Here is a 13,095-nt window from a genome sequence, read left to right as displayed (position 1 = left end):
CACCAGGCTACTTCCCTTTACTTGACTAATTTTAACGAAGGCTTACTTTTAGAAGAAGTTGCACTATCAGATTCAGCACCTGATGAACCAGAAGATGCTGGAGGTGGCTCTTCTTCATCTTCGATAGCAAAAGCGATGCCTCTGCCATTTTCTTTAGCATAGATTTCTAATACTGATCCTGGCGGAACAAAAATCTGTTCTGTTTTCCCAGAAAAACGCGCAGTAAAGATAATTCGATCATTTTCCAGCAAAAGGCCGCGAGTTGCTGCCGGAGAAATATTTAACACGATGCGATCATGGTTTACATGTTCACTCGGCACCTGCACACCCGAATATGCTGCATTAACCAGGATATAAGGAGTCAGCTCGTTATCTACTATCCAATCATAGGCAGCGCGAATTAAATAAGGTTTGTTTGATGTCATTGTCATTATTTATGCCGCTCTTAGTTGTCGCTCAGCATCAGTCAAACTTGCTTGAAACGATTCCCGTTTAAACAAGCGCTGCATGTAAGCAATTATTCCTTTAAACTCCGGTGCAACTTCAATTCCCAATCGAGGCAAACGCCACAACAAAGGTGCTAACGCACAATCCAACAAAGAAAACTCATCACTTAAAAAATAAGATTTATCTGCAAAAACAGGATCAAGCGCGATTAAGCTTTCGAATAAATTTGTTCTGGCCTGTTCTGCATTATCATCTTTTAAAATGCGATTCATCAAATAATACCAGTCGTGTTCAATCCTGTGCATCATTTTTCGTGTCTCTGCACGAGCAACAGGGTAGACAGGCAATAATGGAGGATGAGGAAATCGCTCATCTAAATATTCCATAATAATACGTGGTTCATAAAGCACAAGTTCCCTATCAATTAAAGTAGGAACTGTCCCGTATGGATTAACCGATAAAAGATCAGCGCTGGGCTCTGCCTGCTTCGCAGCAAGAATTTCTACATTTACCCCTTTTTCAGCCAAAACAATCCGAACCTGATGGCTATAAACATCATCTGTATCGGAAAATAATGACATTATAGTGCGCTTCGCAACAATTGCCATGAGCAACTCCTATTTAATTCAACCTATAACAAAAGTAAGTACCAACACACAAAACCTGCACTTTACCACATTTTTACCTTTTTGGGTTACTTTATGCCGTTTTTTCGCCAATAAACTCGTTTTAAACTGAGAACAACAAGAAATAAAACGAATAAAAAGCTAACTACATAGAGTCCTATCCGATATCGTATTGATTGTACTGGCTCGCCAACATATGCAAGAAAAGCAACCAAATCCTGTAAATTATTATTAAACTCATCTTCGGATAGCTCATGATTCAACGTTTCTAAAATATTGGGCATAGCAACATCAGGGGCAACACGGTTATTCGTTCCAAAAGGCCGAGAATCATCTCGATAAAAACCATTTAAATAACTATAGAGCCATTTTGTTCCTTTTTCTCGAGCAACTAAGGATAAATCCGGAGGTACTATCCCAAACCACTGTTTTGCATCTTCGGGTGGCAAAGCAATATGGATTGGAGCATTAACTGTTGCTTGTGTAAAAATCAGATTATTTTTTAATAAATCTTCATTTATGCGACCATCAAATCCTGTTATGCCTAATCCTTTAGCCATCTGATTATAGCGCAAATAGCTCAAAGAGTGGCAACCAGAACAATAATTCATAAATAATCTGGCACCCTTTTGCAGGGTGGCCTTGTTTTGTATATCAAATTGTGCTGAATGCGCCAGTACAACTGAATTAAGAAGTAAGCTAATAAACCATACAGACAAGTAAAAAACCACCCCTTCTGCACGCATTATTTCCTTCCTAAGCGAGAGGGTAATGGATGCGTTTTTTCAAACCGAGTATAAAAAGGCATCAACAAAAAATAGGCAAAGTACAATATAGTACAGGCACGAGCTGAATACAAACGCACAGGAGTTACTGGAATTGTTCCCAAATAGCCTAATAGCATAAAAGCAGTCACCACTAGAAATAGCATCATTCGTGAATAATTTCCTTTGTAGCGCATTGAGCGGACAGGACTACGATCAAGCCAAGGTAAAAAGAAAAGAGCTAATAGTGCAAACCCCATGCACACTACCCCCAATAATTTATCGGGGATCGCTCGCAATATGGCGTAATATGGGGCCATATACCACATTGGGGCAATATGATCTGGGGTAATTAAAGGGTTCGCAGGGGTAAAATTATTATGCTCTAGAAAGTACCCCCCCATTTCAGGAGCAAAAAACACCACTGCAAAAAATAGGGTGAGAAATGCAACCACCATGACTAAGTCTTTAACTATGTAGTAAGGATGAAAAGGAATTCCATCCAAAGGCTTTCCTTTTTCATCCAGCTTATTTTTGATTTCGATTCCATCCGGATTATTAGAGCCTACCTTGTGCAAGGCAACGACATGCAAGAAAACCAGAAAAAAGAGTACAAATGGAATGGCAATAACATGCAACGCAAAAAAACGTTGCAACGTAGCATTACCCACAGTGTAATCGCCTCTTAACCAAACGACAAGATGCTCACCAACATAAGGAATCGCACTCAACAATGAAGTGATGACTTCCGCTCCCCAATAGGACATTTGCCCCCAAGGCAATAAATAACCAAAAAAAGCGCCAGCTAGTAGCAAAATGTAGAGAAACACTCCGAAAAGCCAAACGAGCTCTCGTGGCTTTTGATATGAGCCATAAAGTAGACCACGAAACATATGTAAGTAAATAACAATAAAAAATGCGGAGGCGCCTGTTGAATGCATATACCGAAATAACCAACCAAAATTAACATCGCGCATTATGTATTCTATTGACGAAAAAGCCTCTTCAGCGCTTGGGGTATAAAACATAGTCAGCCACAGACCAGTGATAAATTGATTAACTAAAACCACAAGAGCTAATGAACCAAAAAAATAAAAAAAATTTAAATTTTTTGGAAGATAATAGGCACTGAAGTAATTTTTCCAGGTGCTCATCAAAGGAAAACGCACATCGAGCCACTTGAGGAGTCTATTCATTTATCGAGCCTTCTTCTGTTAGCAATCATAAATTACCCGGACGATATATTACGCAACATGAAATTTATGCTTTATCCTCGCCAATCACAATAGTTTGCTTATCGATAAAATAATATGGCGGCACTTCCATATTGATCGGCGCAGGAACATCTTTAAAAACCCTGCCAGAAAGATCAAAAGTAGATCCATGGCAAGGACAGAAAAACCCACCAGGCCAATCAGGACCTAGATCGCCAAGATGTGGTTTGTATTTTGGCGAGCAGCCCAGGTGAGTGCAAATACCAATGAGTACTAAATATTCTGGGTTAATAGAACGATGCTGATTTTTTGCATAAGAAGGTTGCTGTCTAGTCAGCGAGTTCGGATCACGTAACCGTGAGGAGTACGTCGTTAAGCGTTGCAACATTTCTTCAGTTCGTCTAATTATCCATACAGGTTTGCCACGCCATTCAACAACCACCAAATTACCAGGCTCCAGTTTGCTTAAATCAACTTGTACTGGTGCACCTTCGGCTTGTGCTTTGGCACTTGGTAACCAAGAAACAGCAAAGGGAGTTAAGGCACACAGAGCCCCTATCCCTCCTAATACACACGTTGTAGTTAACAAAAACCGGCGACGATCTTCATCTAGCAGATCATTTTTATCCTGATCAGGATCAGTAATTTGATTCACCATAATATCTACTTATGTATGCTTTTGCAGTTATAACCCTGAGTAACCAATCGAATCGATACACAGAAAGTTGAAATGTCCATATCTCGTAATCTCCGGACCCGCTTTGCTCCAGCCAGGTTATGTAAAACAAAAAAAACCCCGCATCGGCGGGGTTTATTAACCAATACACAATTAACGTTTTGAGTATTGAGTTGCACGACGTGCTTTGTGCAAGCCCACTTTCTTTCTTTCAACACGACGTGAATCACGGGTTAATAAGCCACGTGCACGAAGTCTTCTACGAACAGAATTTGGATTAGGTTCAGCATCTTCTGCCAACCCTGTTTCGTCGTAAGCAACTAATGCTCTTGCGATGCCCAAGCGTACAGCACCTGCTTGACCAGAAACTCCACCGCCAGAAACCGTAATATACATATCGAATTTATTAACAAGGTCAACGGTTTCTAATGGTTGCATCACAACCATACAAGAAGTTTCACGGCAAAAATATTCCTGTAAAGTACGACCATTTACCTTTATCTCGCCTTTACCTGGACGTAAAAACACACGAGCTGTTGAACTTTTTCTACGACCTGTGCCGTAGTATTGCTTCACTTCAGCCATAATACTTATTCCTCAATATCAAGTTGCTTGGGTTGCTGTGCAGTATGTGGATGTTCGTTGCCAGCATATACTTTTAGCTTGCGATACATCTCTCTACCTAAAGGATTTTTTGGTAACATGCCTTTAACAGCAAGTTCGATAATTCTAACAGGATTTCTAGCCTGTAACTTTTGAAAACTATCTGATTTTATTCCACCAGGGTATCCGGTGTGACGATAGTACATCTTATTGGTAAACTTACGACCTGTCACAATGACCTTTTCAGCATTTGTAACAACAATGTAGTCTCCAGTATCAACATGGGGGGTATACTCAGCTTTATGCTTGCCACGTAAACGACGAGCAATTTCAGTTGCTAAGCGACCCAAAACTTTATCGCTGGCATCAACGACTAACCAGTCACGTTTGACTTCGTGGCTTTTGGCACTAAATGTCTTCATTAAATGAACTCCGAACCGCCTAAATTGGTAATCTTCTATCATGGACGGGCGATTTTAACCAAAACAGAAACATCCTACAAGTAAAAAGGATAAAAAATTATAAACAATTAATTAAATCCGCGTAAATATAACAAATTTCAAACAAAAATCATAATAATTTTTGCTCTATTTTGACGTGGCCGCCGTGAAGCAAAGCCCGGATTTCGGCTTCGCCTTATTGATCACTCTTGATCAATAAGCAGCTGTTCGACAACACTGCCAGAAACCAAATGTCTTTCTATAATTTTATCAATATCAGCAAAAGATGAATATGAGTACCACACACCCTCAGGGTAAATCACGATACATGGACCGGAACTGCAACGCCCAAGGCAACCTGATTTGCTCACACGAACTTTACCTGGTCCATGGATTTCCAGCTCCAGGAGTCGCGACTTCATATAGTCAAAATACGTTTCACCGCCAGAATCGGCGCAGCATTGCTTTCCTGCAGCCTTTTGATTGGTGCATATAAGAACATGTTTATTGTAGTAGGCCAATGGTTACTTTCCTAAGATTCAATCGCTTCAATTTTTGTTTTTAACTTCAAACCAGGTTTAAACGTTACAACCCTCCTGGCAACCACAGGAATTTCTTCCCCTGTCTTTGGATTTCTACCCGGCCTTTGTGGCTTGTCCCTTAATGTAAAATTGCCAAAACCTGATAATTTTACATGATGTCCATGCTCAAGAGCATACCGCAATTCTTCAAAAAAATTCTCGACCATTTCTTTTGATGCGGGTTTAGACAATTTTAATTCATCACACAAGGTTTCTGCCATTATTGCTTTGCTCAGTGCATTCACGATTATTCCCTCAATATGATTGAAAATTTGTTTTCTAACGTATTGATTATAGCACTAATTAGAGAATTAATCTCTGCGTCCACCAAAGTCCGGCTTTCATCTTGCAAAATCATGGCAACCGCGAGGCTTTTCTTGCCTTGAGGAACGCTTTCTCCGGTATACACATCAAACACATCAAAAGATTTTAACCAATTTTCTTTTATAGCCGATCGAACAACGGATTCAATTTGCATCACACTGATTTCAGCATTAACTAAGAAAGATAAATCGCGACGTATTTGTGGGTACTTTGAAATTGGTTTATAGCGTGGCGCTTCGTATCCCATTAATGCCGCTAAATTGATTTCAAATAACAAAACATCCTCTTGCAAATCCAATGCGTCCACCAAACGTGGATGGAGCATACCTAACCACCCAGCGGCCACTCCATTTATCTTTATTTGGGCTGATTGTCCAGGATGTAACGCATCATGTTCCGCTTTAGTGAATTCAACTTGCTTTAATTTGAGTGAAGTGAATAAAGATTGCAGATCACCTTTCAGATCAAAAAAATCAAAACCCCGGGTAGGTTCACTCCAATTAGCACTTCCTTCCTCTCCCATCAGTATGCCCGCAACACAAGAGCGTTCAATAAGTTGTCCATTAGTTACATCAAACACCACACCAATTTCAAAGAATTTAATTGCATTTTGCTGACGATGCACATTATAAATCATTGAAGCGATCAATCCTGGCCACATCCCCGCACGCATTTGTGATAATTCTGATGAAATGGGGTTTAGCAAGTGCATAAACTCTTTATGAGGATAAAGTTCATTTTGTAGATCTGGATCGACAAAACTGTAGCTGATTGTTTCGTGGTAGCCTCGATTACTGAACCAATGTGAAAGCTTTGTCGCTATTTCTTCATTCCCACACGCTTTTCCGGCCCGCACAAATGTATACGTAGGTTGAGCCTGTAAATTATCATAACCATAGAGGCGGATAATTTCTTCGACTAAATCAACATCCTGATGGATATCAAAACGATGGGAAGGAATAGTAACATCAAGAAAATTATTTCGTTCTTTTCCAATAACGATACCTAATCCTTCCAATAAACTCTTCATTTCTTGGAGGGAAATACTAAGTCCGGTTAATTTTTTGACTTTATCTGTATCGAAAGAAAAACTCACTGTTCCTGGTAAATCTTTTTTATCTTCAGCCTCAATAACGGGTCCAGGTTTTCCACCTGCTATTTCTAAAATTAACGCGGTAGCTCGTTCCAATGCTTTTATCTGCAAGCAAGGATCGACTCCTCGTTCAAAGCGTTGCGATGAGTCGCTGAATAAACCAAACTTCCTGGCAACACCTGCTATGACAATTGGATTAAAATAAGCACTTTCCAAAAATACGTCTTCTGTATGCGCTTGTACGGAACTTGCTTCTCCCCCCATAATACCAGCCATCGCCAAGGGTTTTTCTTTATCAGCAATCACCAATACTTTTTCATTTAAAGTTAATTCCTGGCTATCGAGCAATTTCAACTGTTCTTGGTTGTTGCTAAAACGCACTTGAATTTCACCTTTTATTGTTGCTAAATCAAAAGCATGCATAGGTTGCCCTAATTCGAGCATTACATAATTCATAACATCCACAACTGGATGCAATGCGCGAATACCACTTCGACGCAAACGCTCACTCATCCACAAAGGTGTATTTGCCTTAGGATTTATATTACGAATTACTCGGCCGCAATAACGTGGGCACGCTTCAGTGTTTTTTAACTCGATGGTCACTACATCATCAATGCTAGGAGTCACCTCGGCAATACTTTTTGCCGCTAAGGGTAATTTGTTTAAAACTGCTACTTCACGGGCAATGCCTAAAACACTAAAACAATCGGCTCGGTTGGGAGTTAAATCAATATCAAAAATATGGTCATCAAGAGTCAAATACTCGCGTAGATCCATTCCTACAGGCGCATCACTTTCTAATTCCATAATGCCTTCAGATTGCTCGGCCATCCCTAATTCACTAACAGAGCAAAGCATTCCTTGGGATAGCTCACCGCGTAATTTAGACTCTTTAATATTAACCCCCCCTGGCAAGCGCGCTCCAATCTTTGCTAAGGCCACCTTTAACCCTGGTCTTACATTAGAAGCACCACAAACAATTTGCAACGGCTTATCAGAGTTTGCGTTCACTTCGCATAAAGTTAATTTATCCGCATTAGGATGAGGTTGGGTGTTAAGAACTTCAGCAACGATTACATGAGTAAACTCACCTGCTACTGGGCTCACCGCATCCACTTCTAAGCCAGCCATAGTCAGTTGACTTGCTAATTCTTGTTCAGTTAATGAAAAATTTACCCATTCACGTAACCATAATTTACTTAATTTCATTTATAGTCCTTACCACCTTATTAAACTGTTTATTAAGTTTCTGCAGACCACGCACATCTATGGAACTTCAATACTGAAAACAATCCAGTATCGCAACCAGCGACATTTCTTAAAATTGACTTAAAAAAGTAAGATCATTTTCAAACATCATACGTAAGTCATCTATTCCGTAATACAACATTGCCAATCTATCCATACCCATACCAAATGCCCAACCTTGGTACTCATCTGGAGAAATATTCACTGCTTTAAGTACATTCGGATGCACCATACCGCAGCCTAAAACTTCAAGCCATCCAGTGAACTTACAGGAACGACATCCTTTACCACTACATTGAGTACATTCAATATCTACCTCTGCGGAAGGTTCTGTGAAAGGGAAATAAGATGGTCTAAACCGTAACGCCAATTTGCGGCCGAAAAAATCGGCAAAAAGATCTTCTAGTAATCCTTTTAAGCTGGCTAATGTAGCGTGCTTATCAATTAACAAACCTTCAACTTGGTGAAACATAGGTGTGTGAGTCAAATCCGAGTCACACCGATAGACACGGCCAGGGGCAATTAAGCGGAAAGGAGGTTTGCGTTGCTCCATAGTTCGAATTTGTACTGGTGAAGTATGGGTTCGCAATAATCGACCGTCACCAAAATAAAATGTATCATGCATTGCACGGGCTGGATGATGTCCGGGGATATTCAATGCCTCAAAATTATAAAATTCAGTTTCTATTTCCGGTCCATCAACAATATCAAAGCCCATGCGACTAAAAAATTCATTAATTCGGTGTTTCACTTGGGTCACAGGATGCAATGAACCGCTTTCTTTCTTACGTCCTGGAAGGGTGACATCGATACGTTCGGCAGAGAGCTTTTCCGATAATTGTTTTTCTTTAAGTTCATGCATTTTCGTTTCAATCAAGGTGCTGATCTCACGTTTTGCCTGATTTACTAATTGACCTACTTTCGGTTTTTCTTCGGCAGAGAGATGTGCAAGGCTTTTTAAAATTTCTGTTAGCTTGCCCTTCTTGCCTAAAAAATCAACGCGGATTGACTCCAATCCAGATACATCTTGTGCATTCTTAATTGCTTCAGAAGCCTGCTCTTGTATGGTGATGATATCCTGCATAATTATACCCACAAGTAAAAAGGAGGCCGCAGCCTCCTTAAAATAAATTTCATCTTATCTAGGTTATTAACCAATCTGTAGACTGTATGGAGCATGGTGAACCCGATCCCAAGTTCTACTACGCGTCATCCAGCGCTACCTTTGATAAAGATTATTTTGCTAATGCAGCTTTAGCTTGTTCAGCAATTGCAGCAAAAGCTACTTTGTCATGAACAGCCAGATCAGCCAATATTTTTCTATCCAATTCAATTGATGCTTTTTTCAATCCATCAATTAAACGGCTGTATGATAACCCGCACTCACGAGCTTGTGCGTTAATACGCGTAATCCACAATGCACGAAACTGACGTTTTTTCTGGCGTCGATCTCGATAGGCATATTGACCTGCTTTAATTACTGCTTGTTTAGCCATGCGGTAGGTTCGGCTACGGGCTCCGTAATAACCTTTTGCTTGGTCTAAAATTTTCTTGTGACGTGCTTTCGCTGTCACACCACGTTTAACTCTTGGCATTCTTCATTCTCCCCTTAACTACCGTGCAACATACGTTCTGCCAAACGAGCATCGCATGGCTTCAAAGTACCTGCCTCTACACGCAAATGTCGTTTTGCTTTGGTAGACTTTTTGGTGAGGATATGATTTCTATAAGCACCGCGACGTTTAATCGCGCCACTTGCTGTCTTACGGAAGCGTTTAGATGCTCCGCGATGTGACTTTAACTTCGGCATAACAATATACTCCGCATTTGTTTCAGCTACTTAGTTTTTTTGGGCGATAACACCATCAGTAATTGTCTTCCTTCGCGTTTCGCATGCTGTTCTACAACAGCAAATTCAGCTGTATCCTGCTGCAAACGCTCAAGAATCTTCATACCGAGTTCTTGGTGAGCCATTTCACGGCCACGGAAACGTAGCGTAATTTTGACTTTATCACCATGATTTAGGAAACGGATCAGGTTGCGTAGCTTGACCTGATAATCTCCATCTTCCGTCGTAGGACGGAATTTTAATTCTTTAACCTGAATTTGCTTCTGCTTTTTCTTCGCTTCCGCTTGTTTTTTACTCAGTTCAAAGAGAAATTTACCATAATCCATAATACGGCATACAGGAGGTTTGGCTGTTGGAGATATTTCTACCAAATCCAATCCACCTTCTTCCGCTGCACGCAGGGCTTCGCGTGTTGAGACAATTCCTGCCTGATTACCATCGACATCAATTAAGCGTACCTCAGGTACATTGATCTGTTCATTAATTCGTGCGCGATCATTTTCACGCTTAGTTGGTGCACTAATGGTTTAATCCCCCCTGCTTGTTAATTAAAAATGACCCTTTCCGGCAATTTCTTGCGCTAAGGTATCACAAATTGTATCTATTGTCATCACACCCAGGTCTGCTCCTTCACGTGAGCGCACAGCAACCTGATTTGATTCAACTTCTTTATCACCTATTACTAAAAGATAAGGTACTTTTTGTAAAGTATGTTCGCGAATTTTAAAGCCAATTTTCTCATTTCTCAAGTCATAGTTGGCACGAATACCTTTTTTTTGTAAAATTTGGGTTATTTTACTTGCATACTCGTTCTGCTTTTCACTAATTGTCATGACGATTGCTTGCACTGGAGATAACCATAAAGGTAATTTTCCAGCGTAGTGCTCTATTAAAATCCCCATAAAGCGTTCAAAAGAGCCTAAAATTGCACGATGCAACATTACAGGAGTTTGTTTGCTACCGTCTTCTGCAACATATGAAGCCTCCAAACGGCCTGGCATCGAAAAATCAACTTGTATGGTTCCACATTGCCAAATTCTACCTAAACAATCTGCTAACGAGCATTCTATTTTAGGCCCATAAAAAGCACCTTCACCTGGAGCATCAACCCATTCTATATTTCTATCTTTCATTGCTTGTTTTAACGCAGCCTCGGCTTTATCCCAAACCTCATCACTCCCAACTCGCTTTTCAGGACGTAATGCCAGACGATATTTAATCGCGTTAAAACCAAAATCGGTATATACAGACTGAACTAATTCAAGCATCATCGCCACTTCTGATTGAATTTGATCTTCAGTACAAAAAATATGGGCATCATCCTGAACCATATTACGAACACGCATTAAACCATGCAATGCGCCTGAAGGTTCACAGCGATGACAATTACCAAACTCGGAAAATCTTAATGGTAAATCTCTATAGCTTTTTAAACCTTGATTGAATACTTGCACGTGACACGGGCAGTTCATTGGCTTCACTGCATAGTGACGATTTTCTGTCTCGGTAACAAACATCTCATCTCTAAAATTAGCCCAATGTCCGGATTTTTCCCAAAGTACCCGATCAACTAATTGCGGAGTTCTAATTTCTTGATAACCAAAGTCAGCCAGCCGGCTACGCATATAACGTTCTAGTTCTTGATAAATTGTCCAACCCTTGGGGTGCCAAAACACCATTCCAGGGGCAATATCCTGGAAGTGGAACAACTCTAAACTCTTGCCTAATTTACGATGATCACGTTTTTCGGCTTCTTCGAGACGAAATAAATAATCAGCTAAAGATTTTTTATCCGCCCAGGCAGTACCATACACACGTTGCAACATTTCATTATTAGAATCGCCGCGCCAGTATGCCCCTGCTAATTTAGTCAACTTAAATGCTTTCAAAAATCCAGTGGAAGGAACATGAGGACCACGACAAAGATCTTCAAAATCGCCCTGCTTATATAAAGACAATACTTCATCTACAGGAATATCAGCAATAATCTTCGCTTTATATTCTTCGCCGATACTTTTGAAATACTTGATTGCCTCATCGCGAGCCAATTCTCTTCGCATTACAGGATAATTTGCCTTGGCCAAGTCCGCCATTTTTGCTTCGATTAACTCGAGATCTTCGGGAGTAAATGGCCTTTGGAATGCGAAATCATAATAAAAGCCATCTTCAATTACAGGACCTATGGTCACTTGAGCTGTTGGAAAAAGACTCTTAACTGCCTGCGCGAGTAAGTGCGCAGTGGAATGACGAATAACCTCAAGAGCTTCTTCTTGCTTTTCAGTAAGGATAACTAACGCACAATCATTTTCGATAAGAAAAGAAGTATCCACCAAACGCTCATTGACACGACCTGCCAAGGCAGCTTTAGCCAATCCTGGACTTATACTATGGGCGACATCATAAACAGTTAAAGGCGCTTCAAAATGTTTTATACTTCCATCTGGCAATTTAATGTTCGGCATAATTTTACCCGTAAGCACTGCTTTTCAAAAAAAAACCCTGCATGGCAGGGCTTAAAACTTAATTTAAGAGGAGTCAATCATCATCCCAAATGAAAGCGGGCGCTCCTGGAATACGATTTATTTGCATGGTAGGCACGAGTGGGATCGAACCACCGACCACCACCATGTCAAGGTGGTGCTCTACCACTGAGCTACGTGCCTATAAAACGACCTGCATATACATTGGAATGAAGTATATAATAAGGTGGTATTACAAAGCAATCATTTAACCTAGAAAAAGCAATTGAATACGTAGCGGGCACTTGATGGCAATGAATATGCGGTCTTTTAAATTTTTTTATGACCGCAGTATATCATCTCTGCGGTACGCAAAATTTAAAAATACAGCGGGTTTTGCAGGTTACGGAGTAGAACTGCTTTGCTCGCTTTAATTTTTTCCTTTAAGAGATCGCAAGTTCACGTCTATAGAGTGGTACTTGCAGTAAAAACTCGCTTACATTATGTTTCACTACCTCTTTAAAACAATTATTATAGGCGAATACTTTTCGTTGACGTTCGGAACTTGTTCCTGAATCCAAAATAGCCTGAAGCGTTGCAAAATAGGTTTGATAATTAAGCTGATCGATGTATGGTTTTAATTTCTCAAACCACTCCTGCAAATCGTCACGCATTAATTTGATTTTTCCCTCTGTATTCATTACTAACTCAGCATCCAGGCCATAACGAATAGCCCTCCATTTATTTTCCCGGGAAAGCCAATAGGGA

At 40.3% G+C, this 13,095-nt stretch carries 16 protein-coding genes and 1 tRNA gene; all 17 read right to left on the bottom strand.

Translation table 11 applies throughout. From position 1 onward, the window contains the following. Positions 1-17: 17 nt before the first annotated feature. Positions 18-431, bottom strand: a complete 414-nt coding sequence (locus tag Lpar_RS01350; protein ID WP_058516207.1) for a ClpXP protease specificity-enhancing factor — start codon at positions 429-431, stop codon at positions 18-20. 3 nt (positions 432-434) lie between these two features. Beyond that, a complete protein-coding gene (gene sspA, locus Lpar_RS01345; RefSeq protein WP_058516206.1) occupies positions 435-1,055 on the bottom strand; it encodes a stringent starvation protein SspA in 621 nt (206 codons plus the stop codon). Positions 1,056-1,141: 86 nt separating this feature from the next. Continuing rightward, positions 1,142-1,819 (bottom strand): cytochrome c1, encoded by a 678-nt coding sequence (locus tag Lpar_RS01340; RefSeq protein ID WP_058516205.1) that lies wholly within the window; start codon positions 1,817-1,819, stop codon positions 1,142-1,144. Next, positions 1,819-3,033 (bottom strand): cytochrome b, encoded by a 1,215-nt coding sequence (locus tag Lpar_RS01335; protein WP_058516204.1) that lies wholly within the window; start codon positions 3,031-3,033, stop codon positions 1,819-1,821. Before Lpar_RS01335 ends, Lpar_RS01340 begins: the two co-directional genes overlap by 1 nt. A 64-nt stretch (positions 3,034-3,097) precedes the next feature. Beyond that, positions 3,098-3,709: a ubiquinol-cytochrome c reductase iron-sulfur subunit gene (gene petA, locus Lpar_RS01330; RefSeq protein WP_058516203.1), complete on the bottom strand. Its 612-nt coding sequence runs from the start codon at positions 3,707-3,709 to the stop codon at positions 3,098-3,100. 171 nt (positions 3,710-3,880) lie between these two features. Next, positions 3,881-4,312 (bottom strand): 30S ribosomal protein S9, encoded by a 432-nt coding sequence (gene rpsI / locus Lpar_RS01325; protein WP_058516202.1) that lies wholly within the window; start codon positions 4,310-4,312, stop codon positions 3,881-3,883. A 5-nt stretch (positions 4,313-4,317) separates the two neighbouring features. Next, positions 4,318-4,752 (bottom strand): 50S ribosomal protein L13, encoded by a 435-nt coding sequence (gene rplM / locus Lpar_RS01320; RefSeq protein ID WP_058516201.1) that lies wholly within the window; start codon positions 4,750-4,752, stop codon positions 4,318-4,320. Positions 4,753-4,973: 221 nt separating this feature from the next. Next, positions 4,974-5,291 carry a (2Fe-2S) ferredoxin domain-containing protein gene (locus tag Lpar_RS01315; RefSeq protein WP_058516200.1) on the bottom strand — a complete coding sequence of 106 codons (318 nt, stop codon included), beginning with the start codon at positions 5,289-5,291 and terminating at the stop codon, positions 4,974-4,976. A gap of 11 nt (positions 5,292-5,302) precedes the next feature. After that, entirely contained in the window at positions 5,303-5,596 is a 294-nt protein-coding gene (locus tag Lpar_RS01310) for an integration host factor subunit alpha (protein WP_058516199.1), read from the bottom strand. Between the two features lie 2 nt (positions 5,597-5,598). Beyond that, complete coding sequence (gene pheT, locus Lpar_RS01305) at positions 5,599-7,980, bottom strand: phenylalanine--tRNA ligase subunit beta (protein ID WP_058516198.1); 2,382 nt, start codon at positions 7,978-7,980, stop codon at positions 5,599-5,601. A 109-nt stretch (positions 7,981-8,089) separates the two neighbouring features. Further along, positions 8,090-9,103 (bottom strand): phenylalanine--tRNA ligase subunit alpha, encoded by a 1,014-nt coding sequence (gene pheS / locus Lpar_RS01300; RefSeq protein ID WP_058516197.1) that lies wholly within the window; start codon positions 9,101-9,103, stop codon positions 8,090-8,092. 151 nt (positions 9,104-9,254) lie between these two features. Then, positions 9,255-9,614, bottom strand: a complete 360-nt coding sequence (gene rplT, locus Lpar_RS01295; RefSeq protein ID WP_058516196.1) for a 50S ribosomal protein L20 — start codon at positions 9,612-9,614, stop codon at positions 9,255-9,257. A gap of 14 nt (positions 9,615-9,628) precedes the next feature. Beyond that, entirely contained in the window at positions 9,629-9,829 is a 201-nt protein-coding gene (gene rpmI, locus Lpar_RS01290; protein WP_019234612.1) for a 50S ribosomal protein L35, read from the bottom strand. A gap of 26 nt (positions 9,830-9,855) precedes the next feature. Beyond that, a complete protein-coding gene (gene infC, locus Lpar_RS01285) occupies positions 9,856-10,392 on the bottom strand; it encodes a translation initiation factor IF-3 (protein ID WP_040523000.1) in 537 nt (178 codons plus the stop codon). A 24-nt stretch (positions 10,393-10,416) separates the two neighbouring features. Next, a complete protein-coding gene (thrS, locus tag Lpar_RS01280) occupies positions 10,417-12,330 on the bottom strand; it encodes a threonine--tRNA ligase (protein WP_058516195.1) in 1,914 nt (637 codons plus the stop codon). Positions 12,331-12,456: 126 nt separating this feature from the next. Beyond that, positions 12,457-12,531, bottom strand: a tRNA-Val gene (locus Lpar_RS01275). Positions 12,532-12,770: 239 nt separating this feature from the next. Further along, positions 12,771-13,095 (bottom strand): glutamate-cysteine ligase family protein (locus tag Lpar_RS01270; RefSeq protein ID WP_475001237.1); only part of this gene is annotated, 325 nt, incomplete at its 5' end.

The organism is Legionella parisiensis (assembly GCF_001467945.1).
Taxonomy (GTDB): domain Bacteria; phylum Pseudomonadota; class Gammaproteobacteria; order Legionellales; family Legionellaceae; genus Legionella; species Legionella parisiensis.
This window is presented reverse-complemented; position numbering and strand designations above follow the sequence as displayed.

What these genes read in the sequence shown, in the direction of transcription:
- Lpar_RS01350 (WP_058516207.1), bottom strand. Translation starts at nt 431, where the DNA reads ATGACAATGACATCAAACAAACCTTATTTAATTCGCGCTGCCTATGAT.
- sspA (WP_058516206.1), bottom strand. Translation starts at nt 1,055, where the DNA reads ATGGCAATTGTTGCGAAGCGCACTATAATGTCATTATTTTCCGATACA.
- Lpar_RS01340 (WP_058516205.1), bottom strand. Translation starts at nt 1,819, where the DNA reads ATGCGTGCAGAAGGGGTGGTTTTTTACTTGTCTGTATGGTTTATTAGC.
- Lpar_RS01335 (WP_058516204.1), bottom strand. Translation starts at nt 3,033, where the DNA reads ATGAATAGACTCCTCAAGTGGCTCGATGTGCGTTTTCCTTTGATGAGC.
- petA (WP_058516203.1), bottom strand. Translation starts at nt 3,709, where the DNA reads ATGGTGAATCAAATTACTGATCCTGATCAGGATAAAAATGATCTGCTA.
- rpsI (WP_058516202.1), bottom strand. Translation starts at nt 4,312, where the DNA reads ATGGCTGAAGTGAAGCAATACTACGGCACAGGTCGTAGAAAAAGTTCA.
- rplM (WP_058516201.1), bottom strand. Translation starts at nt 4,752, where the DNA reads ATGAAGACATTTAGTGCCAAAAGCCACGAAGTCAAACGTGACTGGTTA.
- pheT (WP_058516198.1), bottom strand. Translation starts at nt 7,980, where the DNA reads ATGAAATTAAGTAAATTATGGTTACGTGAATGGGTAAATTTTTCATTA.
- pheS (WP_058516197.1), bottom strand. Translation starts at nt 9,103, where the DNA reads ATGCAGGATATCATCACCATACAAGAGCAGGCTTCTGAAGCAATTAAG.
- rplT (WP_058516196.1), bottom strand. Translation starts at nt 9,614, where the DNA reads ATGCCAAGAGTTAAACGTGGTGTGACAGCGAAAGCACGTCACAAGAAA.
- rpmI (WP_019234612.1), bottom strand. Translation starts at nt 9,829, where the DNA reads ATGCCGAAGTTAAAGTCACATCGCGGAGCATCTAAACGCTTCCGTAAG.
- thrS (WP_058516195.1), bottom strand. Translation starts at nt 12,330, where the DNA reads ATGCCGAACATTAAATTGCCAGATGGAAGTATAAAACATTTTGAAGCG.